Consider the following 23,667-nt stretch of genomic DNA (forward strand, 5'->3'; position numbering starts at 1 on the left):
TCTATCGAGGTTTATCATGAAAGCTGGTATCCACCCAGAATACACAGAAATTAACGCAACTTGTTCTTGCGGTAATGTTGTTAAGACCAAGTCTACTCTTGGCAAAGATCTTCACTTGGACGTTTGCTCCGCTTGCCACCCTTTCTACACTGGTAAGCAGAAAGAAGCGACTTCAGGTGGGCGTATCGATCGCTTCAACAAGCGTTTCGGTTCTCGCGGCCTGAAAAAATAAGTGAAATCGCAATGCGAATTCTAAAAAAAGCGCCTCCATTGTGGGGCGCTTTTTTGTTTACAGGGCTTTGGATACCTAATCTGTATGCTGCCTGCTCTATGCCTTCCTCTGTGCAGCGAGTTCAAGTTGCCCATGTCTATGATGGCGATACTGTCCGCTTGACTGATGGGAGGCGCATTCGCTTGATCGGTATCAATACGCCTGAAACTGAAAAGGAAGGGATTCCTGCCGAGCCTTACGCGAAAGAAGCCAAATCCCGTTTAGAGGGGATTCTTGCAGGGGCTGATATAAAGTTACTTCCTGGGCGTCAGTCCTATGACCGTTATAAGCGCAAATTAGCCTATTTGTTTGCAGATGGTGCTCTTGTATCAGAAATGTTGATAGAAGAGGGATTGGGTCATTATGTGGCTATTCCTCCCAATACTCGTTTTCTGGGCTGTCTTAGTGATGCTGAAGCAATAGCACGTAAAAAGGGTGAAGCGCTATGGTCTGAGCCTGTTCGGGATGTGGCGGCACTGCATTCCGGAGAGAGTGGATTTCGCCTGTTAAGAGGGCGCGTTGCTGCCGTTAAAACAATCAAAACGGGTTATATATTAGAAATTGAATCTCAGTTGGCGATAAAGATTAGTAAGGAAACGTCATTACTGTTTGATCAATCATTGGAAAAACTGCTTGGGCGTGAGGTGGAAGTTCGTGGCTGGATCAGACCAAAATCAGCTAAAACTCCTAAGCATTATCTGCCTTGGTTTATGCAGTTAACCCATCCTGCTCAATTACGTATTTAGACTAAGATATTGCTCAATAGAGACTTCCAGATAGGTTTTTTTAGTTCTTTAGGCTTATCGGTCAGAAAAAAAGCCTGTTGAATGATTCTGATAGTTGTTCGAAATAACCCTTTTCTATATAGTTCTTTGTTCGACTTTTTAACTAGATTGGAACAGCAGCTATGTCTGAAGATATGAAACAAGCCGCTCTTGATTACCATGAGTTTCCGCGCCCGGGTAAAATCAGCGTGGAACTTTCTACAGAGGCTGAATCTCAGCTTGACCTTTCTCTGGCGTACAGCCCGGGTGTAGCGGAGCCGGTTCGTGAGATCGCAAAGGATCCTGAAAATGCATACCGTTACACGGCAAAGGGTAACCTGGTCGCAGTAATTTCTAACGGCTCTGCAATTCTGGGTCTGGGCGACTTAGGTCCTCTGGCATCCAAGCCTGTTATGGAAGGTAAGGCTCTGTTGTTCAAGCGTTTTGCTGGCCTTGATTCTATTGATATCGAAGTTGATGCTGAGAGTCCGCAGGCTTTTATCGACACAGTAGCACGCATTGCAGATACTTTTGGTGGTATCAACCTAGAAGATATTAAGGCACCAGAGTGCTTTGAGATCGAGCGTGTTCTGATTGAGCGTTGTAATATTCCAGTATTCCATGATGATCAGCACGGTACAGCGATTGTAACGGCTGCCGGCATGATCAATGCTCTGGAAATTGCAGGTAAAAAACTGGAAGAGGCATCTATCGTATGTCTGGGCGCAGGTGCTGCCGCTCACGCATGTATGAAGCTTCTGGTTAATATGGGCGCTAAAGTAGAAAATATCTACATGATTGATCGTACGGGTGTTATCCACTCTGGTCGTGAAAATCTGACGCCTGAGAAAGCGGCGTTTGCATCTGAAACTGATAAGCGTACTCTGGACGATGCAATTGATGGCGCTGACGTATTTGTTGGCCTGTCTGGTCCTAACCTGCTATCAGGTGAGCAGCTTTCCAAGATGGCCGCTAACCCGGTTGTATTTGCGTGCGCAAACCCTGACCCAGAGATTCGTCCTGAACTTGCTCACGAAACGCGTGATGATGTAATCATGGCAACAGGTCGTTCAGACTTCCCTAACCAGGTGAACAATGTTCTTGGCTTCCCATTCATCTTCCGTGGTGCGATGGATGTTCGCGCAACGGCGATCAACGAAGAGATGAAAGCTGCGGCGGTGCGTGCATTGGCTGAGCTGGCTAAAGAGCCTGTAACGCAGGAAGTACTGGATGCTTACGGTCTGGATTCTCTGGAATTCGGTAGTGACTACATCATTCCAAAAGCGACTGATTCCCGTCTGCTAGGCGCGGTTTCAACTGCAGTTGCTCAGGCAGCTATCGATACAGGTGTTGCTCGACTGCCACTACCAGACAATTACCCACTGTCTTAATGGCGAGTTAAGTATAAAAAAAAACCGGCTTATAGCCGGTTTTTTTGTGTCTGACTGTTACTTAAAAGAGTTCTTCTGCTGCGTTGCTTTGTCTGCTGCTGGAAGGTGACGCATAGCCTCTTGGGATATTAGGTTTGCGGAAGAACTCATAGATAGCGTCTGACTGCCCAGGATAGGCTAGCTTTCCGCTTTTAGGGTCGATTTTTACGCTCACAATACCTTCAGGTGGAGAGGGGGCGTTTTCAGGCTTTTCTTTCAACGCTTCACGCATGAAATCAATCCATATAGGTAATGCCGCGGTACCACCAAACTCTCTTCTGCCTAGTGTTGTTGGTTGGTCAAAGCCTACCCAAGCGGTAGCAACATAGTCCCTATTGAAACCTGAGAACCAGGCGTCCTTCTGGTCATTGGTTGTACCTGTTTTTCCAGCGATGTCTGTGCGTTTCAATACAAGGGCTTTACGACCAGTGCCGCGCTTAATCACATCCTGCATTATGTTGTAAGTCAGGAAGGTGACCTTTTCATCGTAAATCCGGGGGGCCTTGTTGGGAATTTCCTCTGTGCATTCACTACAGACTGTTAAAGGTTTGGCGGTGTGAAGTGCTTCGCCAAAAGAGTTTTCGATTCGTTGTATGAAATAAGGGTTGACCTTATAGCCGCCGTTAGCGAAAGAGGCATAGCCTGTCACTAGCTGGAGAGGGGTTACATCAGCGCTACCTAGTGATAAGGAAAGGTTGTTAGGGAGTTTCGTGCGGTCAAACCCAGCAAGGTCCAGATAGGATTGAGCTGTATCAATACCAATAGCTCTAAGAAGGCGAATAGATACCAGGTTTCTGGAACGGTATAGGGCTTCTCTTAAGCGTGTGGGTCCATAAAACTTTTTGCTTGAGTTTTCAGGACGCCAGTTGCCTTCCAGTTTTTTATCATGGAAAACAATTGGGGCATCGTTAATCAGTGACGCAGCCGAATAGCCTTTATCTAAAGCCGCAGCATAAATGAATGGTTTAAAGTTAGATCCGGGTTGGCGAACAGCCTGGGTGCTGCGATTAAACTTGTTATGGGTGAAATTAAAACCACCGACCAGTGATACTATGGCGCCATCCTGAGGATTCAGAGCGACCATTGCACCTTGTACTTTAGGGATTTGAGTAAGGTGAAGCTCGCCATCCTTTTCACGGATTCTGATCAGATCACCCGTTGCCATAATATCGCTGGCTTTCTTAGGTGATTTTCCAACGCGGTTTACTGATTTGTATGGTTTTGCCCAGGACATGCCTTCCCACTTCAGCGTAGCTTTTTCGCCATCTTTTAACAGAAGCTCGGCCTCTTTATCGCCTGTAGACAAAACAACAGCAGGTTTTAAAACGCCATAAGAGATAGTCTTATTAAGTTTTTTCTGAATCTCGACCATCGATTCCTGTGTTAGGTCCCATTTGGCTTCAGCGCCGAGGTACCCATGACGTTCAGAGTAGGCAATGAGACCATTAGAAACAGCTACATTGGCACTGCTTTGTAAGGAGCTGTCTAAAGTGGTGTAAACCTTATAGCCATCTGTGTATAGGTTTTCGCCATATTTGTCGTAAAGGTTCTTACGAACCATCTCGGCGACGTAGTAAGCACGCAATTCAATGTCGCTGGTATGGTATTTGGCCGTAACTGGAGATTTAGTTGCTTCTTCCAGTTGCTGGTCATTAATGAAACTGAGCGAGTGCATTCGCTTTAAAATCCAGTTGCGGCGCTCAATTGCTCGACTAGGATTGGTAATGGGGTTAAAGGCAGAAGGAGCTTTTGGTAAGCCTGCAATCATTGCGTGTTGGGCAAGGCTCAAGTTTTCGATGTCTTTGCCGTAATAGACATTGGCAGCAGCCTGAATACCGTAAGAACGATGGCCAAGGTAAATTTTATTTATGTAGAGTTCAAAGATCTCTTCTTTACTTAGTTCCTGCTCAATCCTTAGTGCTAGCAGGATCTCCATGAACTTACGTGTAAATGTGCGTTCACGAGTAAGGAAAAAGTTTTTTGCAACCTGCATTGTAATGGTCGAGCCGCCACTTTGGATTTTTCCTGTGGTAGCTAATTGAAAGGCAGCTCGGGTAAGGCCTTTGATGTCGATGCCGAAATGGTCGAAGAAGCGACTATCTTCGGCGGCAGTCAGTGCATGGGTAAATTGAGGAGGTATTTCAGAAAAATTAATCGGGGTACGGCGCTTTTCGCCAAACTCAGCGATTAACTTTTCATCCTGGGAATAAATTCTAAGAGGGGTTTGGAATTTTACTTCGCGCAATGATTCGACATCTGGAAGCTTTGGTGAGAAGTAAAAATATGCCCCTGCAAGCGCTATGCTTCCTAGGAAAAAACAGAAAATACCTAATTTAAACAAAAGTTTGAAAAACGAAACCATAGCTGACATGCTAGTCTTAATATAAGAAAAAATTGATAAAGGTCTATTATATAGACACCTGATAGTGATCCTCTAGCAGTAATTTGTTTTTAATTTTTACAATTAAGCGCTAGAGTTGAATATAGAGTAGTTACTATACATTAACGCAACATTAAGTTAGGGAATTCGTTTGTGTTTGGCTTTCTGGGGAATAAGTCGGGTAGCTTGGTTGGGGTGGATGTAGGTTCATCCTCAGTAAAACTTGTTGCTTTATCAAAAAGTGGCAATGGCTTCTCACTGGAAGCCTATGCCGTGGTCTCTCTACCTCCCACCGCTGTTATTGATGGCAACATTCAAGATGTCATTGAAGTAACCACGACAATAGAAAAGGCCGTTAAGGTTGCGGGCGGTAAAATGTCTTCTGCAGTAGCCGCTGTACCTGCCTCTGCTGTTATCACAAAAAAAATAGAAATGAGTAATGCTTTTACTGAATTCGAATTAGAAGATCAGATTAAGGTAGAAGCGGACCAATTCATTCCATACCCTCTTGATGAAGTTGCTCTGGATTTTGAGGTTCAAGGCAAGGTTCCTAACAATGACAGTCTCAATAAAATATTACTGGTTGCCTGTAGGAAAAGTGATGTGGAGCAGAGGGAAGATGCTATCGGTGGAGCAGGTCTCAAATGCTTAGTCGTAGATGTTGATACTTATGCCGTAGAAAGAGCTTTTCCTTTGTTAATAAATGAAGAGGTGGGGAGTGAAAACCTGGTTGGCGTGGTGGATATTGGTGCGGCAACCTTGACTTTAAATGTGTTTAAGTCTGGTGAGATTGTTTATAGCCGAGAACAGGCTTTTGGGGGTAATGATCTAACCAATTCGATTCATCAGCAATATGGAATGAGTATCGAAGAGGTAGAGCAGTCTTTACGGTTAGGTGATATATCGTCAGAGATTAATGAAATGATTGTTATGCCATTCAGGGGTACGGTAGCTCAGCAGGTATCCAGATCATTACAATTCTTCTACTCGTCAGGAGCTCATAGTGAGCTATCCGTCTTATATCTCTCTGGAGGTACATCTACAATCGATGGGCTGGTTGATCAGTTGACGGAAGAGTTGGGTATACCTACAAAAATGGCTAACCCTTTTTCTAGTTTAGCTATTAATTCAAGGGTGAATCGCTCCCGATTAGATAGAGATGCTCCGTCCTTGATTAAAGCGTGTGGCCTTGCAATGCGCGGATTTGAGGGATAAAAGATGGCGACAATTAATTTAAGGCCATGGCGAGAAGAGTTAGCGCAAGAGAGACAGAAACAGTTCTCGATGAACTTACTTGGAGCGGCTGTTTTTGCTGGTCTGATTGTTTTTGCCGTTGGCTTCTATTTTGATGAAATGAAAAACCGCCAGTTAGAGCGTAACAATTATTTGAAAGCTGAGACTGCAAAGCTTGATAAGCAGATAGCTCAAATTAAAGAGCTTAAAGCTAAGAAAGAGGCCTTATTACAAAGGTTGAATACAATTCAAAATTTGCAAAGTTCTCGACCGGTCATTGTTAGGAATTTTGATGAGCTGGTTAGAGTATTGCCTGATGGTGTGCACTACTCTTCTTTAACTCGGACGGGAGCAAATGTCTCGATTACCGGGATGGCGGCTGACAAACTTGACGTTTCAACGTTGATGAGGAATCTAGATCAATCCCTCTGGTTTGGAGAGCCCAGCTTGAGTAGTGTAGGCCAGGTCCAGGAAGATTCTAATAGCTTCAATCTGAATGTCCCTGTTGTTCTTCCAAAACCGGAGGCAAATTAAGATGAGCATGGTTAAGAATGCTTTCAAGGGTTTTGATCCTAATAATCTAGACTTTGCAACTTCTGGTAATTGGCCTGTAGGTGTCAAGGTCATTTGTTATCTTTTGGTTATAGCTGCATTGGTTGCTGCAGGTTGGCATTTTTATGCGGTAGATAAACAAAAAAACCTCCGTAAGGAGATTTCTAAAGAACAGCAGTTGAAAGACATCTATGCCCAAAAAGCGCATCAGGTTGCAAACCTTGAAGCGTTGCAGAAACAGATGGAAGACGTTGAAGAGCGTTTTGCAGAATTGAAGAAACAATTACCAACTCAGAAAGAAGTGCCAGGGTTACTTGATGATTTAACTTTGCTAGGTACCGGTAGTGGATTGAGTATAGGCTCCATATCACTTCAGTCTGAAACTAAACAGGATTTTTATATAGAACTACCAATAAATATCTCTGTTATAGGCTCATATCATCAATTAGGGCAGTTTGTAAGTGGTATAGCAGCTTTACCTAGGATTGTTACCTTGCATAATTATTCTATAACTCCAACAGGGCAACAAGTAACTATGAATATCAGTGCTAAAACTTATAGATTTGATGATGCGAAGTAGGTTTCTTATGGATATGTCTTTGCCTAAAAGGTTTGTGGTTTTAATCACTATTGCGAGTTCTTTAACTGGTTGTATAGATTGGGTCGAAGGTACTGCTGATTTAAAACAGTTCGTTGTGACTCAAAACAGTAAGCCTGCTGGTCCAATTGAACCATTACCTGAATTTAAGCCATACCATAGCTTTGTCTATGAAGGTGCCTCGATGAGGGAGCCTTTTACTGCTTTGTTACCAATCGAAAATCTCAAAGATGGTGATGAAAGCGAACCTCAAGAAGAACAAACTCAGCTTCAGCCAGATAAAAAGCGCGAAAAAGAGTATTTAGAAACGTTTGCTTTAGACTCGTTGGTGATGGTTGGTACTATTGAATTAAAGAATGGATCTCTATGGGCCTTGATTAAAGATTCAAATTCTGAGCTTCACAGAGTTTCGAAAGGGAATTTTATGGGTTTGGACTATGGAGAGATTACTTCTATAGATGATAGGAGTATCCAATTATCTGAAATTATTTCAAATGGGCGTGGTGGTTGGATGAAACGACCACGTAGCATTGATTTGCTTGAGCAGGAATAAGGGACATTATCATGATGAATCAACTAAACAAGTCAAAAGAAGTTTTAGGACGTTCTTTGCAGCGTCTTAAAATCATGGCTTTGATTTTAATGGGTCTGCTTTATTCAAGTTGGGCAGTTGCCGAAATCAAGCTTAAAGATGCAAATTTTGTCGCGCTGCCTGGTGGGAAGATTGAGCTTCGGTTTGATTTTGATTCTGCCCCGCCGGCTCCCCAAGCCTATATGATTAATGATCCTGCACGTTTGGTGATGGATCTTTGGGGTGTCAGCAGTGATCTGACCACGAGATCATTGGATGTAAAAACTGGCTATGTTGATGGCGTTAATTTTGCCGAGGCAGAGGGACGTTTGAGAGTTGTGGCGAATCTTTTTGAACCAGCAACTTATAAAACTTTTACTGAAAATAATAGCTTGTTTGTTGTGCTTCAGGATAAAACCTTGCCAATCAAAAAGCCTGCTTCTATCGCGAATGTTGTGAAGAACGAACAGCAGGTGGCAGCTGCCTTTAAAGAAGAGAAAACGAGAGTGCAAGGCCTAGACTTTGAACGTGTTGAAGGTGGTATAGGTCGAGTATCGATAAGCCTTTCGGATGATAAGGCTGGTGTAGATATTCAAGAAGAGGGTAATAATGTTGTCATTAATTTGATGGGTGCTGATTTGTCACGCGCTTTAGAGCAGCGAGTAGACGTACAAGATTTTGTTACCCCAGTGATGTTTATTGATGCAATGGCTAATAAAGGAAATACGAGTATTTTAGTGAAGCCAAGTGCAGAGCCTTATGAGTATCTTGCTTATCAAACCGACAACAAGTTGATCCTGGATTTCAAGCCATTGTCTCAGGCTGAGAAAGACCAGAGAACTAAAGATCTATTTCAGTTTACGGGCGAGAAAATTGATCTTAACTTCCAAAATGTTGAGTTACGCTCAGTGCTTCAGATTATTGCGGAAGTTGCAGAGTTGAATTTAGTAGTAAGTGATACTGTAGGCGGCAATATTACTCTTCGCCTCAAAAATGTTCCTTGGGATCAGGCTCTGGATATTATTCTGAAAACCAAGGGGTTGGATCAAAGAACCGTAGGTAATGTCTTGTTGATTGCTCCTGCGGCAGAGATTGCAGAACGAGAAAGGCAGGAACTGGAAAGTTCTAAGCAAGTCGAACAATTAGCTCCTTTGAGAACAGAGTTTATTCAGGTTGATTACCGTAAGGCATCTGAAATGATGTCTACAATTCAGGAAGCTAAAATGGTTTCTGAGCGTGGCTTTGTGATGGCTGATGACGAAACTAATGTGCTAATGGTTCGTGAAACTGCTACAGCGCTTAGAGATATTCGTAATATTCTAAAAAAATTCGATGTGGAAGTAGAGCAAGTTTTAGTAGAAGCTCGTTTGGTGAATGCAACTTCTAATGTAACTAAAGATTTAGGCGTGAAATGGGGCTTTGGCTACAACGATGTTGATAATGGCAAAGGTTGGATTGTTGATAATAGTATTGGTAACGTCAATTTTGGCAATACTACTGCTGGGAATACCAGTAACTTAATGGTAGACCTTGGCGCAAGTGTTACTTCTCCCGGCACCATCGCGATTGGTTTCAAACCAGGTGCAAGTTCTCTTTTAGCGCTTGAATTATCGGCATTGGAGACTGATGGTAAAGCTGAAATTGTTTCGCAGCCGAAGGTTCTGACGACCAATGGCAAGCAAGCCAAAATTGAATCCGGTTCTGAAATTCCTTATCAGACAGTAGAAGACGGTGAAGTAAGCATCGAATTCAAAGATGTCGTGTTGAGTCTTGATGTGACGCCGCGAATTAATCCAGGTGATCGAATTGCGATGGATTTGCTTATTACGCAGGATTCGATTGGGCAGGTCTTGCCAAATGGTGAAATCAGTATTGATAATAATGAGTTACAGACAACGGTCGTCGTACCTGATGGGCAGACAATCGTTTTGGGTGGCGTGTTTAAGAATGAAACCAGTGAAACGATCAATAAAGTGCCTCTTCTCGGCGATTTGCCTATAATGGGGCCATTATTCAGAAATAAAGAAAACCAAGCTGAAAAGACTGAATTGCTGATCTTTATCACGCCAAAACTGGTACGTAATTCACTGACAGCGCAGTAGTAATGGTTGTTTAATTGAACATCTTTCTAATCGGGCCTATGGGAGCTGGAAAAAGCACCATAGGCCGTTTGCTATCTCAAGAACTCAAATTAGAATTTCTGGACTCAGACCGCGAGATAGAAAATCGCGCGGGTGCAGACATTCCTTGGATATTTGATGTGGAGGGCGAGGAAGGATTTCGTGATCGAGAAGAGAGCGTAATCAAAGACCTTGCTGAAAAAAAATCTATTGTCCTTTCAACTGGAGGCGGTGCTGTTATCCGTAGTGCTAATCGAGCTTGCTTACAGGGTAATGGTACAGTTGTTTATTTAGAAACATCGGTCGAACAGCAGTTGGATCGTACAGCCAGGGATAAGAACCGGCCGCTTCTACAAACCGAAAACCCTCGGCAGGTACTAGAGGATTTGATGGCAAAGCGTCATCCTCTATATCTTGAGGCTGCGGATATTATTATTAAGACCGATAAACGGCATCCTAAAACCGTAGCAAGTGAAATTATTAAACAGATGAAGGCAAAATCTCCGCTACATGGAGAGTGATCAGTACTATCTTATGCGAACTCTAAAAGTAGATTTAGGTGAACGAAGCTATCCGATTTTTATAGGTCAGGGCTTATTGGATCAGGGGCTAATGGCTCCTTATATAAAGGGCAAGCAGGTACTGATCGTAACGAATGAGACAATTGCTCCTCTTTATCTGGAACGTTTGATTTCATCTTTGCCGAATTCACTGACTGTAGATCACGTGGTTTTACCCGATGGTGAGCAGTATAAGAATATCGATCAGATCAATACCATTTTTGACGCGCTACTTGAAAAGCGGCATAACCGAACCACCACTTTGGTCGCTCTGGGAGGTGGTGTTATTGGGGATATGACGGGCTTTGCCGCCGCTTGCTATCAGCGGGGTGTTGATTTTATTCAGGTGCCAACCACTTTGCTTTCTCAGGTTGACTCATCGGTAGGTGGAAAAACAGGTGTAAATCATCCTAAAGGAAAAAATATGATTGGGGCTTTTCATCAGCCCCAGTGCGTGGTGATTGATACCGATGTTTTGAATACGCTCGCCGAACGAGAGCTGTCAGCTGGAATGGCGGAAGTTATTAAGTACGGACTGATCTACGATGAAGCTTTCCTTTGTTATCTTGAAGATCATATTGATGGACTAATGGGTCTGCAGCCGGACCTTTTAGAGCAGGCAATCTATCGTTCCTGTGAAGTTAAGGCTGAAGTTGTCGCTCAGGATGAAAGAGAAGCAGGCATTCGTGCGTGGTTGAATTTAGGCCACACATTCGGTCATGCTATCGAAGCTGAGCAGGGGTATGGGGCCTGGCTTCATGGTGAGGCTGTAGGGGCTGGCACCATGATGGCCGCAGATCTCTCATGCCGCCTTGGCTGGATCAGTGAAAGCGATGTGAAGCGGGTTGAAAGCATTCTTGCTGCAGCAAATCTGCCAATTTATCCGCCGGAGCAGATGACCAGCGTGCAATTCAAGGAGCATATGGCAGTAGATAAAAAGGTACTGGACGGTTCTATACGCTTAGTACTTTTAAAAGAGATTGGTAAAGCAACTGTGACTGCTGATTTCCCTGTTGAGTTATTTGAGCAAACGCTCTCCGCAGGGGATAAATTAGGGAAGTTTATTTGAGCCAGCGACAGCTAATCATCGAATGAAAACAAATATCTACTTTGAACCGCCTAGCCGTTTACAACTGCTTGATAAACTTAAGCATTTAGTGCGCTTTTCTGATTTTCTTCTGTTGATCTCCGGAAGTAGAGGGGCGGGAAAAAGTACGATTTTGGCTCAGTTGCAACCTGAGGAATCGGATACTACCTTGGCTTGCTGTTCTGTGAGGCCTGAATCGGAAATAAGCCCGCAGAAACTTTTGCAACATTTATCAGCGCAACTTCCTGAGCATGAATTTACAGAGAATGATTTTGCAGGGTTGTTAACGGCTTTCCATAACCAACTCAAGGCAATGCGCAATGCTGGGCGGAAATGTCTGATCTTGGTTGATGATGCAGAATATCTTTCCAATGATGCTCTGGAATTGTTGCTGAACCTGCATGCGGCGGATGCTCAGCTCGTACTCATGTCTGATTTTGAATACGCTGAATCTGTCATGCAAAATCTGTCTGTGAAGCAGATGGAGGGGCGTGTTCACCAGATTAATATCGAAGGAATGAGTGATGAGGAATCACTGGATTATCTTCAGATTTGTCATCCAGCTGTGTCGTCACTCCCTGATAAGAAGAAAGCTGAGCTAATTAAGCTGGCCGAAGGGATGCCGGGTCGTATCGAAACCTTGCTTGCTGGGGGTAAAGTTGCTCCAGCCTATTCAAGTAAAAAACGAACGGCTTTTCCTTTACCGCCTGTTCATATGGCAGGGATAGGGGTGGTGCTATTAGGGATTGTGGCGGTTTCTTTGGTTCAGTTTATGCCTGATGAGCCTTCAATGGTTCAACCAGACTCAATTGAAAGGGTGAGCTTGCCTTTACCGGTTGCTGCTTCAGAAGGGGATGATGCGCAGGAACTCGCGCTAAAAAGTCAACCTACGATGGAAACCTCCCCCCAAGCTGTAGTTCCTAAGGAAAATTCGGTAGAGCCTGTCTCGTCAGCTAAGACAGAATTAGCGAATCGATTGAAAGCCCAAGAAGAGAAACTTGCTGCTGAAGTACAAAAGGTTCAGCCTGTTGCTCCGAAACAAGAAGTTGTTGAGAGGGCTCCAGATCAGCAACAAGTCGAACCCAAAGCGCAAAAATTAGAGCGAGACCTAAGGAATATTGTCGAGAATACGCCTGTTGTCTCTAAGGTTGAGCAGGAGTTATCTCCAGGGGCTGCACCAGTTGTAGCAAATAAAGAGCCTGCTAAAAGTGCTCCTACGATCATTAAAGAGCAATTGCCTAAGGCTGCTAGTGTTTCAGCCACTTATAGCAGCTATGAGAATAAACTGCTGGGATTCTCTCCTAAAAGTTATACATTGCAGCTGTTAGGTGCACGTTCCAAGTCGAGTGCGACTGAGTTTATCAGTAAGCATGGTGGCGGAAGTCAATTTTACTATTTTTCAACCGTTTACAAAGGTGCCCCTTGGCATGTTGTGGTCTACGGTAATTATGCGAACAGAGATGTAGCTAACGCCTCTATCCGCAAACTGCCTGCTGCACTGCAGAAAACTAAACCCTGGGCGAGAAGCCTGCAGGGTGTCCAGCTAGATATTAGAAAGAAAAAATAATCGTTTTTTCTAGGTTTATTTTCTGCTTATTGTCTAAAAAACAGTGAATTCGCCTGTTCTTGCCTGTTCGAAATTTGTCCCAAACCCACTTCACGTGTAGAATGGCTGTCCCTTTTTGCTGAGTGGCGCATATTTTGCAGCAAAAAGAAATATTAAGATATTGATATATAAGTACTTTTAAGTGGGGAATGACTTATGAGCAAAGGTCTTTTTCGCCCAGGTGAGTTTAAAGATAACTGCGGTTTTGGCCTGATGGCGCATATGCAGGGCCAGGCTAGCCATGATTTGCTGGATAAAGCAATCGAAGCGCTGGCGTGTATGACACACCGTGGTGGTATTGCTGCCGATGGCAAAACAGGTGACGGTTGTGGCCTGTTGATGCAGAAGCCAGATAGCTTCCTGAGAACTGTTGCAAAAGACGAACTTGGCGTTGAGCTGGGTGAACACTATGCAGTGGGTATGATCTTCTTGCCTCGTGATGCGGATAAAGCTGAAGCGGCGCGTGCAGCTGTGAATAAAGCTGCTGAAGCGCAAGGTCTAGAGGTTGCCGGCTGGCGTGTTGTACCAACAGACGAGTCATGTCTTGGCCCTATTGCAAAGGATACTTTGCCGCTCATTGAGCAGGTCTTTATTCAAGCGAAAGGCCAATCTGAGCGTGAATTAGCAATTAGTCTGTTTGTTGCTAGACGCAACGCAGAAATTGCTATGGCAGCCGATGAAGATTTCTATATTTGTAGTTTCTCAGACAAAGTTATTTCCTATAAGGGACTAACAATGCCTGTTGATCTGCCAGTTTTTTATCAGGATCTGGCGGATAAGCGTCTGGAGACTGCGGTATGTACCTATCACCAGCGTTTCTCTACTAACACAGCACCACGCTGGCCGTTGGCTCAGCCATTCCGCTTTTTGGCGCATAATGGCGAGATCAATACTGTTGAAGGTAACCGAAACTGGGCCAAGGCGCGTGCGAGCAAATTCTCTACAGAACTGCTTCCAGATCTTGATGCACTTCAGCCGATTGTAAATACCACAGGTTCCGATTCTTCTAGTATGGATAACATGCTGGAATTCTTGTTGGTCGGTGGTATGGATATCTATCGTGCTGTACGTATGATCGTTCCTCCTGCATGGCAGAATGTTGATACGATGGATGCAGATCTGCGAGCTTTCTACGACTATAACTCCATGCATATGGAGCCGTGGGACGGTCCTGCCGGTATGGTAATGACTGATGGTCGTTTTGCTGTATGTATGCTGGACCGTAATGGTCTTCGCCCATCTCGTTGGGTGATGACCAAAGATGGTTATATCTGTACAGCCTCTGAGATTGGCGTATTTACATACGAGCCTAAAGATATTGTTGCTCAGGGCCGCGTAGGTCCGGGTCAGATTCTTGCCATTGATACTCAGACAGGTGATGTTCTGCATACGCAAGATGTAGATAACCACCTTAAGTCAGCTAAGCCATACAAAAAATGGCTTAGAGAGAATGCGCTTCGTCTGGAACAGACGATGAACCTTGAAGAAGAATCTCGCTCTTTCCCTGAAATGTCGGCTGATGAGATTAAAACTCACATGAAGATGTTCCAGGTTACATTTGAAGAGCGCGATCAGATTCTTCGTCCTCTTGGTGAGAGCGGTATGGAAGCGATCGGCTCCATGGGTGATGATAAGCCGATGGCGGTTCTTTCACACCGTGTTCGTTCTCTGTATGACTACTTCCGCCAACAGTTCGCACAGGTGACTAACCCACCAATCGATCCTCTGCGTGAAGCGATCGTTATGTCTCTGGAGACATGTATTGGTGCAGAGCGTAATGTGTTTGAAGAGACGCCTGAACATGCGCGTCGAGTTATTCTGACGACTCCGGTTTTGTCAGCGAGTAAGTTCAATCGTTTACGTGATAATGATGAGCCTGGTTTTGAAGTAGCTCAGATTGATCTGAACTACAATCCAGATCAGACTGACCTGAAGGCAGCGATTGAGTCGATTGCAGATCAGGCTGAAAAGTGTGTGCGTGATGGTAAAGTCATCCTGGTACTTAGCGATGCGAATATTGCGCGTGGCCATCTGCCAGTGCATGCTGCACTAGCAACAGGTGCCGTTCATCACCGTCTGGTTGATAAAGGTCTGCGCTGTGATGCTAATATCGTTGTTGAAAGTGGCACGGTTCGTGACCCTCATCACTTTGCAGTGCTATTTGGCTTCGGTGCAACTGCGGTTTACCCATATCTCGCATATCGAGTACTAAACGACCTGTGTGCGTCTGGCGAACTTCAGTTACAGCCTTTGGATTCTCACGAGAATTACCGTAAAGGTATTAACAAAGGCTTGATGAAGATCCTGTCTAAGATGGGTATTTCTACTGTTGCATCTTATCGTGGTGCACAGCTCTTTGAGGCGATCGGTCTGAGTTCTGAGATCGTAGACTTGTGCTTCAAAGGTGTAACCAGCCGTATTGAAGGTGCTCGCTTTGAAGACTTCCAGTTCGAACAAGGTCTGTTAGCTAAAGAAGCATGGATTGCGCGTAAGCCAATTCAGGCGGGTGGTTTGCTGAAGTATAAGCATGATGGTGAATACCACGCTTATAACCCTGATGTTGTTCGCACTATTCATGAAGCGGTAGAAACCGGTAGCCAGGAAGCTTACAGCCGTTATGCCGAGCTGGTAAATAACCGTGGTTATGCGACCCTGCGTGATATGATGGGGCTACGTAAAGATGTTCAGTCAATCTCGATTGATGAGGTTGAACCAGTAGAGAACATCTTCCCGCGTTTCGACTCTGCTGCGATGTCTCTGGGGGCGCTTTCTCCAGAAGCGCATGAAGCCCTGGCGGTTGCAATGAATGAGCTAGGTGGCCGTTCTAACTCCGGTGAAGGCGGTGAAGACGAAGCTCGTCATGGCACTATCAAGCGCTCTAAGATCAAACAGGTGGCATCTGGGCGCTTCGGTGTAACGCCAGAGTATCTGTCAAATGCAGAAGTTATGCAGATCAAAGTGGCTCAGGGTGCGAAGCCTGGTGAAGGTGGTCAGCTTCCTGGTGGTAAGGTAAACAGCCTGATTGCGCGTTTACGTTATTCTGTGCCGGGTGTGACATTGATCTCGCCTCCGCCACATCATGATATCTACTCTATCGAAGATTTGGCGCAGCTGATCTTTGATTTGAAACAGGTAAATCCAGAAGCACTGGTATCCGTTAAGCTGGTATCTCGTCCAGGTGTTGGTACGATCGCTTGTGGTGTAGCCAAAGCTTATGCTGACCTGATTACTATCTCGGGTTATGACGGTGGTACAGCCGCTTCGCCGATGACTTCTATCCACTATGCCGGTTCTCCTTGGGAGCTGGGTCTGGCGGATGCCCATCAGTCGCTGCGTGGTAACCATCTACGTGGATCGGTTCGTCTTCAGACAGACGGAGGACTAAAAACCGGCCTGGACGTAGTCAAAGGCGCGATTCTGGGGGCTGAGAGCTTCGGTTTCGGTACTATGCCGATGGTTGCATTAGGTTGTAAATACCTGCGTATCTGCCATCTGAATAACTGTGCGACCGGTGTGGCAACTCAGAACGATAAACTGCGTGAAGATCACTTCCGCGGTACTGTTGAGATGGTTAAGAACTTCTTCCGCTTTGTTGCAGAAGAAACTCGTCAGATCATGGCTCAACTGGGTGTTCGTTCTATGGAAGAGCTGGTAGGTCGTGTAGATCTGCTGGAAATCCTGGATGGTGAAACACCGCGCCAGAAGAACCTGGATCTGACTCCGATCCTGACATCAGCTGGCGATGAGTTCCCGAATACTTGTCAGGTTGAGCGTAATGAGCCTTACGATCTGGCTGAGCTTAACAGCAAAATGTTGGCTCTGGCTGAGCAGGCGATTGCCGATAAGACCGGTGGTGAATACGAACTGGTTATTACTAACTGTGACCGTTCCGTAGGTGCTCGTACCTCAGGCGCTATTGCGAAGAAGCATGGCAACCTGGGTATGGCTGATCAGCCAATTACCTTCAACTTTAAGGGACATGCAGGTCAGTCTTTCGGTGTTTGGAACGCCGGTGGACAGAATCTGTACCTGGAAGGTGATGCCAATGACTATGTTGGTAAAGGCATGGCTGGCGGTAAGATCGTTATCCGTCCATTTGATGAGGTGACTTTTAAGTCTAACGAAACCTCAATTATGGGTAATACATGCTTGTACGGAGCAACAGGCGGTAAGCTGTTTGCTGCGGGTCAGGCGGGTGAGCGTTTTGCTGTACGTAACTCCGGCGTTCACGCCGTAGTTGAAGGTGCCGGCGATCACTGTTGTGAATATATGACAGGTGGTTTGGTAACTGTACTGGGTCCGACAGGGTATAACTTCGGTGCCGGTATGACCGGTGGTTTTGCTTACGTACTGGATATGGATAACAGCTTTGTGGATAAGTACAACCACGAACTGGTAGAGATCCAGCGTGTTCATACCGAAAATATGGAAGCTTACAAGAATCATCTACGCTCAGTGATTATTGAATTCACTAAAGAGACTGGTAGCGCTTGGGGCCAGGAGATCGTTGATAACCTTGACGATTATATTGGTCGCTTCTGGCTGGTTAAGCCAAAAGCTGCAAGCTTGAATGATTTGCTGACGAGTATCCGTACTCGTCCAGAATAAGTTGCAAGCTACCTAGATAGATGAAGAGTAATCAGCAAGCCCCTGGCAACGCCAGGGGGTTGCAATGAAGAGGTGAGGATTATGGCTGACCGTCTAAACAACGATTTTCAGTTCCTCGACGTAGGTCGCGATGGACCGAAGAAAATTGATGCAAAGGTTCGTAAACAAGATTTTGGTGAAATCTACGAGCCATTTGCCAAAGAATCTGCTTCTGAGCAATCTCATCGTTGCCTGGAGTGCGGTAACCCTTATTGTTCGTGGAAATGCCCAGTGCACAACCACATCCCTAACTGGCTTAAGCTGGTTTCGGAAGGCAACATTCTGGAAGCAGTTGAGCTAAGTCATCAGACAAACTCCCTGCCTGAGGTGTGTGGTCGGGTATGCCCACAAGACCGTCTTTGTGAAGGTGCATGTACCCTTAACGATGGTTTTGGTGCAGTAACAATCGGTTCTGTTGAAAAGTATATTACCGATACGGCGTTTGCGATGGGTTGGAAACCTGATCTGTCAGAAGTGCCAAAGACTGATAAAAAAGTTGCAGTGATTGGCGCAGGCCCTGCAGGCTTGGCTGCTGCGGATATTCTGGTACGTAATGGGGTTAAACCTGTTGTATTTGATCGTAACCCGGAAATCGGTGGATTGCTGACTTTTGGTATTCCGGAATTCAAGCTGGAAAAAGATGTAATGTCTCGTCGCCGTGAAGTTTTCACTGAGATGGGCGTAGAGTTCCAGCTGAATACTGAAGTGGGTAAAGATATTCAAATGCAGGAGCTGATCGATCAATACGATGCAGTATTCCTGGGCATGGGTACTTATACCTACATGAAGGGCGGATTCCCGGGTGAAGAACTGGATGGTGTATACGATGCGTTGCCATTCCTGATCTCCAACGTGAATAACTGCCTGGACTTCGAGCAGGACGAAAACGGTTTCATCGACATGAAGGGCAAAAAAGTTGTTGTCCTGGGTGGTGGTGATACGGCGATGGACTGTAACCGTACTTCGATCCGTCAGGGTGCAGAGTCCGTGGTATGTGCCTACCGTCGAGATGAAGCCAATATGCCGGGTTCTAAGAAAGAAGTGGAAAATGCACGTGAAGAAGGCGTGGAATTCCAGTTCAACCGTCAGCCAGTTGAAGTGGTTGGTGAGAACGGCAAGGTCACAGGTCTGAAAGTTATTAGTACGCAGATGGGCGAGCCAGATGAAAATGGTCGTCGCCGTGCTGAGGTAGTACCGGGTTCAGAAGAAGTTCTGCCTGCGGATGCAATTCTTGTAGCGTTCGGTTTCAGACCAAGCCCAGCGCCCTGGTTTGCCGACTTTGGTATCGATCTGCATGAAGATGGACGTGTTAAAGCGCCAGAACAGAATGCATTCCCATTCCAGACGACAAACGAGAAAGTGTTTGCCGGTGGTGATATGGTTCGCGGTTCTGATCTGGTTGTTACGGCAATTGCTGAGGGCCGCAAGGCTGCTGAAGGTATCCTGGATTACCTTGAGGTTTAATGCTTGCCAACAAAAAAAGGCCGCTTAATGCGGCTTTTTTTTCGCCTAGAAGAAGCTGCTGGCGGAAGCTATCTGGTGATGAACTTTATGTAAAAACGTATTAATCGCCTGTTCTGCGGTTATGTCACTTGAGTAGGCCTCCGAGATCAGGGATCGTTCGCCTCGGGATATGGCGATGGCGTGGCTGCTACCATCATCTGAGTCTTTAATCTGGACGAGAATTTTCAGGCCTGAGGTTTGGGCAGAAGTAAACAAAACCTTATGAGCTCCATACAGCTTCAAGCGTGAAGATAAATGGCGCTTAAACCTCTGTTGCTCCTCTGCTGAAATTGCGGGGCTGCTAGTGACGGAAAGGTTGATGACCTCTTTCTGAAAAACGGAGAGTGGTCTCGGGGCTCTTTCAATCGGCTGGATTGGTTGGGAATTGCACCCTGCAAGAGAAATGATGCCAAGAGCAAGTAGTGTGTTTTTCAATAACCGCATTAAACACCAGTTAATTTGGGCAGGTAATTCATCTCAGAAATCGTTAGAATAACGCAAATTTGAATTTACAGAATATAAGTGGCTGATACAAATGGCTGAATTAAAGAATGATCGTTTTTTACGTGCTTTGCTGCGCGAACCCGTAGATGCAACACCTGTTTGGATGATGCGTCAGGCAGGGCGTTACCTTCCTGAATATCGTGAGACGCGTGCTCAAGCAGGTGATTTCCTGAGCCTTTGCAAAAACAAAGAATTGGCTTGTGAAGTAACGATTCAGCCATTAGAACGTTATGATCTTGATGCGGCTATTCTCTTCTCAGATATTCTGACAATTCCTGATGCTATGGGTCTGGGACTTTATTTTGAAACAGGAGAAGGCCCGAAGTTCAAAAAAGTTATTCGTACTGAGCGGGATGTAGCCGAGTTGCCTGTACCTGATGCAGCAGCCGATCTTGATTACGTGATGAATGCGGTTAAAGAGATCCGCCGTGAACTGAATGGCCGCGTACCACTAATCGGTTTCTCTGGTAGTCCGTGGACTCTCGCTACCTACATGGTAGAAGGTGGTTCCAGTAAGGACTTCCGTCATATCAAGCAGATGATGTATGCGACTCCAGAGATTATGCATGCACTGTTGGATAAGCTGGCTCAGTCGGTTACGACTTATCTGAACGAACAGATTCGTTCGGGCGCTCAGGCGGTACAGATCTTTGATACCTGGGGTGGGGCGTTGAGTGGCCCTTGTTATCAGGAGTTCTCTCTTAAGTACATGAAGCAAATTGTTGATGGTCTTATCCGTGAGTACGACGGTCGTAAAGTGCCTGTGATTCTGTTCACTAAAAATGGCGGGCAGTGGCTTGAGTCAATGGCTGAAGCTGGATCAGATGCATTGGGTCTGGACTGGACAACGGATATTGGCAATGCTCGCGCGCGCGTTGGGGATAAGGTTGCTCTTCAGGGCAATATGGACCCAAGCGTGTTGTATGCGCCTGCTAGCCGTATTGAACAGGAAGTTGAGTTCATTCTTGGTCAGTTCGGTCAGGGGCCTGGCCATGTCTTTAACCTAGGCCATGGCATCCATCAGTTTGTTGATCCGGCAGCACCAAAAGCATTCGTTGATGCGGTTCATGAACTGAGTGCTAAATACCACAAATAGTTATTCAGAAGCTGGAGCTTCTGTGAAGTAATCAACTTATTCAAGGATGTATTCATGAAGAATAAAACTACTCTATCCATTATCGTTTCAGCTGTGGTCCTTGCGGGCTGTGCGGGAAGTGCGAATCATGAAGTTGTGACTGCTTACAATGCATCAGATGATTTGATGTCTTGTGATCAGCTAACCGCTGAACAGGTTCGTGTACAAGCGATTGTAAATGCCGTCAATCAGGATAAAGATGATGTGACTGGCAAGGATGTTTTGGATGGGGTGTTGTGGTTTCCGTTCAATCTAATTGCGAAAAACAGTAACTACAACAGTGCGCTAAATGCTGCCAGTGCAAGATTGGCGCGTATTGATTCATTGCGAAATGATAAAGAGTGTAGTTCTGAGCAGTTAGCTGTAGCAGAGAAGGATCTTGAAAAGAGACTGCAGGAGCTAAAAGATCTTCGTGACAAAGAGCTGATTACTGAAGACGAGTACAACTCTTCTCGTAAAGCTATTTTAACCAAAGGTTAATCATACTTTTTAAGCGGGCTTATGGCCCGCTTTTGCTATAAGAAATCGCTATGCATAGGCTAACCGAACTATTAGAAAAAAACCGCGATTGGGCGGATAAAATCAACAAGGAAGATCCGCAGTTTTTTGAAACATTAGCGCAACAACAAGCGCCCGAATATTTGTGGATCGGTTGCTCCGACAGCCGTGTTCCGGCCAATGAAATCGTTGGCATGTTGCCCGGTGAGCTCTTCGTACACCGTAATGTGGCGAATGTAGTTGTGCATACCGATATGAACTGCCTTTCGGTGGTTCAGTATGCGGTTGAAGTACTTAAGGTTAAGCATATTCTGGTGGTTGGCCACTATGGGTGTGGTGGTGTTGCTGCTTCCATCGAAAGCGAACCGCATGGCTTAATCGATAATTGGCTGCGTAACATTCGTAGGGTCTACCAGAAGCATATGGACTTCCTGTCCACCTGGGATGAATCTCAGCAGAAGCTTGATCGTCTATGTGAACTCAATGTAATTGAGCAGTCGGTAAACCTTTGTGAAACGACGATTGTCCAACAAGCATGGGCTAATGGACAGGATCTGACCGTGCATGGTTGGATTTATGGTCTGGGTGATGGGCTGGTAAATGATCTGGAGTTTAATGCTTCCAGTGCAGAAGCGGTTGAAGAGCAGTATCAACTGGCGATGAATAAAATGGGTAAACTTCGAGAACTTGCCCAGGTGTCAGATAAGAGTCAGGAAAGTGCGCGTACTTTATGGGATAAGGTGCGTTCAATCTTTAATTGATCTTTAGCTATGCTGTGATATTTAGTTGCATAAAAAAGCCGCGTTCATCGCGGCTTTTTCGTCTTTGACTTGGCCTATTGAGAAACGGCAGCCAGGGCCTGATCCAGGTCCGCAAGAAGGTCGTCGATATGCTCGATACCTACAGATAGTCGAACCATTTCCGGAGAAACACCAGCAGAGGCCAATTCTTCATCATTCAATTGACGGTGGGTTGTTTCAGCAGGAATGGATGCCAGAGACTTGCAGTCACCAATGTTAACCAAGCGCAGGAAAATCTGCAGGGCATCATAAAACTTACGGGTACCTTCACGGCCAGATTTCACCCCGAAGCTAAGAATACCGGATGCCTGACCATCCATATATTTCTGCGCAAGAGCAAAGTCTTTGTGGCTTTCCAGGCCAGCATATTTTACCCAGCTAACTTCATCATGGCTTTCCAGGAACTGCGCAACTTTCTTAGTGTTCTCGTTGATGCGTTCCATACGCAAAGCGAGTGTCTCCAGCCCCTGAAGTAGCAAGAAGGCGTTCATTGGGCTCAGTGCCGCACCCATATTACGCAGAGGAACTACGCGGCAGCGGCCAATAAATGCAGCGGGTCCGAAAGCATCTGTGTAAACAACGCCGTGGTATGAAACGTCAGGCGTATTTAGAAGAGGGAAGCGTTCGGCATTGTCCGCCCAAGGGAAATTACCAGAATCGATGATAACGCCGCCCAGGGAGTTGCCGTGTCCGCCAATGTACTTGGTTGCGGCGGTGACAACGATATCTGCGCCGTGTTCGATTGGGCGCCATAGGGCTGGGCTTGGTACCGTGTTATCTACTACCAGAGGCACGCCATTGCGGTGGGCGATCTCTGCCAGTTTTTCAATATCGGCAATGCCACCAGAAGGGTTACCAACAGATTCACAGTAGATCGCCTTAGTACGATCATCGATCTGCGCTTCAATGGCTGCAAAATCATCTTTATTTACAAAACGGCATTCGATGCCCTGGCGCGGCAGTGTGTGAGCGAATAGATTGTACGTTCCGCCGTATAGCTCGCTGGTCGAAATAAAGTTGTCGCCTGTTTCAGCCAGGGTTTGCAGAGTGTAAGTAATTGCCGCCATGCCAGATGCAACGGCTAGAGCGGCGATACCGCCTTCCATCTCGGCAACGCGTTTTTCAAGAACATCCTGCGTTGGGTTCATGATGCGTGTGTAGATATTACCCTGGACCTTAAGGTCAAAGAGGTCTGCACCGTGTTGCGCGTCATCAAAGGCATATGACGTTGTCTGATAAACCGGTACCGCCACCGATTTTGTAGTTGGATCTGGCTCGTATCCGCCGTGGACTGCAACGGTTTCCAGTTTCATATGCATCTCCTTGGATGTTGGGGTTTACCCTGAATTCATAGTTAGACAGTCGATTGTAGTGCAATCTTAAAATAAAGAAAGGCCTATAGGCTATC

General features: G+C 45.6%; 19 protein-coding genes. 16 read left to right on the forward strand and 3 right to left on the reverse strand.

The features are described 5' to 3' along the window. Positions 1 to 16 precede the first annotated feature (16 nt). From rpmE to MED92_RS09355, 3 genes are all read left to right on the forward strand, one after another. On the forward strand, positions 17 to 232 hold the full coding sequence (gene rpmE / locus MED92_RS09345) for a 50S ribosomal protein L31 (RefSeq protein ID WP_007021284.1): 216 nt from the start codon (positions 17 to 19) through the stop codon (positions 230 to 232). 11 nt (positions 233 to 243) lie between these two features. Next, positions 244 to 1,017, forward strand: a complete 774-nt coding sequence (locus MED92_RS09350; protein WP_007021285.1) for a thermonuclease family protein — start codon at positions 244 to 246, stop codon at positions 1,015 to 1,017. A 161-nt stretch (positions 1,018 to 1,178) separates the two neighbouring features. Next, positions 1,179 to 2,426 carry a malic enzyme-like NAD(P)-binding protein gene (locus tag MED92_RS09355; RefSeq protein ID WP_007021286.1) on the forward strand — a complete coding sequence of 416 codons (1,248 nt, stop codon included), beginning with the start codon at positions 1,179 to 1,181 and terminating at the stop codon, positions 2,424 to 2,426. A gap of 61 nt (positions 2,427 to 2,487) precedes the next feature. On the opposite strand, the gene MED92_RS09360 is transcribed toward MED92_RS09355, so the two are convergent. Beyond that, positions 2,488 to 4,827, reverse strand: a complete 2,340-nt coding sequence (locus tag MED92_RS09360) for a penicillin-binding protein 1A (RefSeq protein ID WP_007021287.1) — start codon at positions 4,825 to 4,827, stop codon at positions 2,488 to 2,490. Between the two features lie 171 nt (positions 4,828 to 4,998). Between MED92_RS09360 and pilM the strand changes: the two genes are divergently transcribed. From pilM to MED92_RS09410, 10 genes are all read left to right on the forward strand, one after another. Next, positions 4,999 to 6,060, forward strand: coding sequence for a type IV pilus assembly protein PilM (pilM, locus tag MED92_RS09365; RefSeq protein WP_007021288.1), 1,062 nt, complete (start codon positions 4,999 to 5,001; stop codon positions 6,058 to 6,060). A gap of 69 nt (positions 6,061 to 6,129) precedes the next feature. After that, positions 6,130 to 6,612, forward strand: a complete 483-nt coding sequence (locus MED92_RS09370; protein ID WP_238321502.1) for a PilN domain-containing protein — start codon at positions 6,130 to 6,132, stop codon at positions 6,610 to 6,612. Between the two features lies 1 nt (position 6,613). Next, positions 6,614 to 7,210: a type IV pilus inner membrane component PilO gene (locus MED92_RS09375; protein ID WP_007021290.1), complete on the forward strand. Its 597-nt coding sequence runs from the start codon at positions 6,614 to 6,616 to the stop codon at positions 7,208 to 7,210. 7 nt (positions 7,211 to 7,217) lie between these two features. Beyond that, complete coding sequence (locus tag MED92_RS09380; RefSeq protein ID WP_007021291.1) at positions 7,218 to 7,781, forward strand: pilus assembly protein PilP; 564 nt, start codon at positions 7,218 to 7,220, stop codon at positions 7,779 to 7,781. A gap of 11 nt (positions 7,782 to 7,792) precedes the next feature. Continuing rightward, positions 7,793 to 9,901: a type IV pilus secretin PilQ gene (locus MED92_RS09385; RefSeq protein WP_007021292.1), complete on the forward strand. Its 2,109-nt coding sequence runs from the start codon at positions 7,793 to 7,795 to the stop codon at positions 9,899 to 9,901. 14 nt (positions 9,902 to 9,915) lie between these two features. After that, positions 9,916 to 10,440, forward strand: a complete 525-nt coding sequence (gene aroK / locus MED92_RS09390) for a shikimate kinase AroK (RefSeq protein WP_272941713.1) — start codon at positions 9,916 to 9,918, stop codon at positions 10,438 to 10,440. A gap of 13 nt (positions 10,441 to 10,453) precedes the next feature. Next, positions 10,454 to 11,548, forward strand: a complete 1,095-nt coding sequence (aroB, locus tag MED92_RS09395; protein WP_040662526.1) for a 3-dehydroquinate synthase — start codon at positions 10,454 to 10,456, stop codon at positions 11,546 to 11,548. A 22-nt stretch (positions 11,549 to 11,570) separates the two neighbouring features. Beyond that, entirely contained in the window at positions 11,571 to 13,133 is a 1,563-nt protein-coding gene (locus tag MED92_RS09400; protein ID WP_007021295.1) for an AAA family ATPase, read from the forward strand. 195 nt (positions 13,134 to 13,328) lie between these two features. Beyond that, positions 13,329 to 17,780 carry a glutamate synthase large subunit gene (gltB, locus tag MED92_RS09405; RefSeq protein ID WP_007021296.1) on the forward strand — a complete coding sequence of 1,484 codons (4,452 nt, stop codon included), beginning with the start codon at positions 13,329 to 13,331 and terminating at the stop codon, positions 17,778 to 17,780. A gap of 81 nt (positions 17,781 to 17,861) precedes the next feature. After that, complete coding sequence (locus tag MED92_RS09410) at positions 17,862 to 19,283, forward strand: FAD-dependent oxidoreductase (protein ID WP_007021297.1); 1,422 nt, start codon at positions 17,862 to 17,864, stop codon at positions 19,281 to 19,283. A gap of 45 nt (positions 19,284 to 19,328) precedes the next feature. Here the strand turns inward: MED92_RS09410 and MED92_RS09415 are convergent, their stop codons facing one another. Beyond that, positions 19,329 to 19,766, reverse strand: coding sequence for a hypothetical protein (locus MED92_RS09415; protein ID WP_007021298.1), 438 nt, complete (start codon positions 19,764 to 19,766; stop codon positions 19,329 to 19,331). A 91-nt stretch (positions 19,767 to 19,857) separates the two neighbouring features. Here MED92_RS09415 and hemE point away from each other — a divergent pair, with 91 nt between their 5' ends. The 3 genes from hemE to can are packed head-to-tail and all read left to right on the forward strand — an operon-like array spanning position 19,858 to position 22,220. Further along, positions 19,858 to 20,922 carry a uroporphyrinogen decarboxylase gene (gene hemE, locus MED92_RS09420; RefSeq protein WP_007021299.1) on the forward strand — a complete coding sequence of 355 codons (1,065 nt, stop codon included), beginning with the start codon at positions 19,858 to 19,860 and terminating at the stop codon, positions 20,920 to 20,922. 54 nt (positions 20,923 to 20,976) lie between these two features. Beyond that, on the forward strand, positions 20,977 to 21,441 hold the full coding sequence (locus MED92_RS09425) for an SHOCT domain-containing protein (RefSeq protein ID WP_007021300.1): 465 nt from the start codon (positions 20,977 to 20,979) through the stop codon (positions 21,439 to 21,441). A 50-nt stretch (positions 21,442 to 21,491) separates the two neighbouring features. Continuing rightward, entirely contained in the window at positions 21,492 to 22,220 is a 729-nt protein-coding gene (gene can / locus MED92_RS09430) for a carbonate dehydratase (protein ID WP_007021301.1), read from the forward strand. 74 nt (positions 22,221 to 22,294) lie between these two features. On the opposite strand, the gene MED92_RS09435 is transcribed toward can, so the two are convergent. Further along, positions 22,295 to 23,572, reverse strand: a complete 1,278-nt coding sequence (locus MED92_RS09435) for an O-acetylhomoserine aminocarboxypropyltransferase/cysteine synthase family protein (protein ID WP_007021302.1) — start codon at positions 23,570 to 23,572, stop codon at positions 22,295 to 22,297. Positions 23,573 to 23,667: the final 95 nt, after the last annotated feature.

Origin of the sequence: Neptuniibacter caesariensis (assembly GCF_000153345.1) — a bacterium.
Taxonomy (GTDB): domain Bacteria; phylum Pseudomonadota; class Gammaproteobacteria; order Pseudomonadales; family Balneatricaceae; genus Neptuniibacter; species Neptuniibacter caesariensis.

Coding starts and splice junctions, on each gene's coding strand:
- MED92_RS09360 (WP_007021287.1), bottom strand. CDS start 4,827: ATGGTTTCGTTTTTCAAACTTTTGTTTAAATTAGGTATTTTCTGTTTT.
- MED92_RS09350 (WP_007021285.1), top strand. CDS start 244: ATGCGAATTCTAAAAAAAGCGCCTCCATTGTGGGGCGCTTTTTTGTTT.
- can (WP_007021301.1), top strand. CDS start 21,492: ATGCATAGGCTAACCGAACTATTAGAAAAAAACCGCGATTGGGCGGAT.
- MED92_RS09425 (WP_007021300.1), top strand. CDS start 20,977: ATGAAGAATAAAACTACTCTATCCATTATCGTTTCAGCTGTGGTCCTT.
- MED92_RS09410 (WP_007021297.1), top strand. CDS start 17,862: ATGGCTGACCGTCTAAACAACGATTTTCAGTTCCTCGACGTAGGTCGC.
- gltB (WP_007021296.1), top strand. CDS start 13,329: ATGAGCAAAGGTCTTTTTCGCCCAGGTGAGTTTAAAGATAACTGCGGT.
- rpmE (WP_007021284.1), top strand. CDS start 17: ATGAAAGCTGGTATCCACCCAGAATACACAGAAATTAACGCAACTTGT.
- MED92_RS09415 (WP_007021298.1), bottom strand. CDS start 19,766: ATGCGGTTATTGAAAAACACACTACTTGCTCTTGGCATCATTTCTCTT.
- MED92_RS09375 (WP_007021290.1), top strand. CDS start 6,614: ATGAGCATGGTTAAGAATGCTTTCAAGGGTTTTGATCCTAATAATCTA.
- aroB (WP_040662526.1), top strand. CDS start 10,454: ATGCGAACTCTAAAAGTAGATTTAGGTGAACGAAGCTATCCGATTTTT.
- MED92_RS09400 (WP_007021295.1), top strand. CDS start 11,571: ATGAAAACAAATATCTACTTTGAACCGCCTAGCCGTTTACAACTGCTT.
- MED92_RS09385 (WP_007021292.1), top strand. CDS start 7,793: ATGATGAATCAACTAAACAAGTCAAAAGAAGTTTTAGGACGTTCTTTG.
- MED92_RS09380 (WP_007021291.1), top strand. CDS start 7,218: ATGGATATGTCTTTGCCTAAAAGGTTTGTGGTTTTAATCACTATTGCG.
- MED92_RS09435 (WP_007021302.1), bottom strand. CDS start 23,572: ATGAAACTGGAAACCGTTGCAGTCCACGGCGGATACGAGCCAGATCCA.
- hemE (WP_007021299.1), top strand. CDS start 19,858: ATGGCTGAATTAAAGAATGATCGTTTTTTACGTGCTTTGCTGCGCGAA.
- MED92_RS09370 (WP_238321502.1), top strand. CDS start 6,130: ATGAACTTACTTGGAGCGGCTGTTTTTGCTGGTCTGATTGTTTTTGCC.
- MED92_RS09355 (WP_007021286.1), top strand. CDS start 1,179: ATGTCTGAAGATATGAAACAAGCCGCTCTTGATTACCATGAGTTTCCG.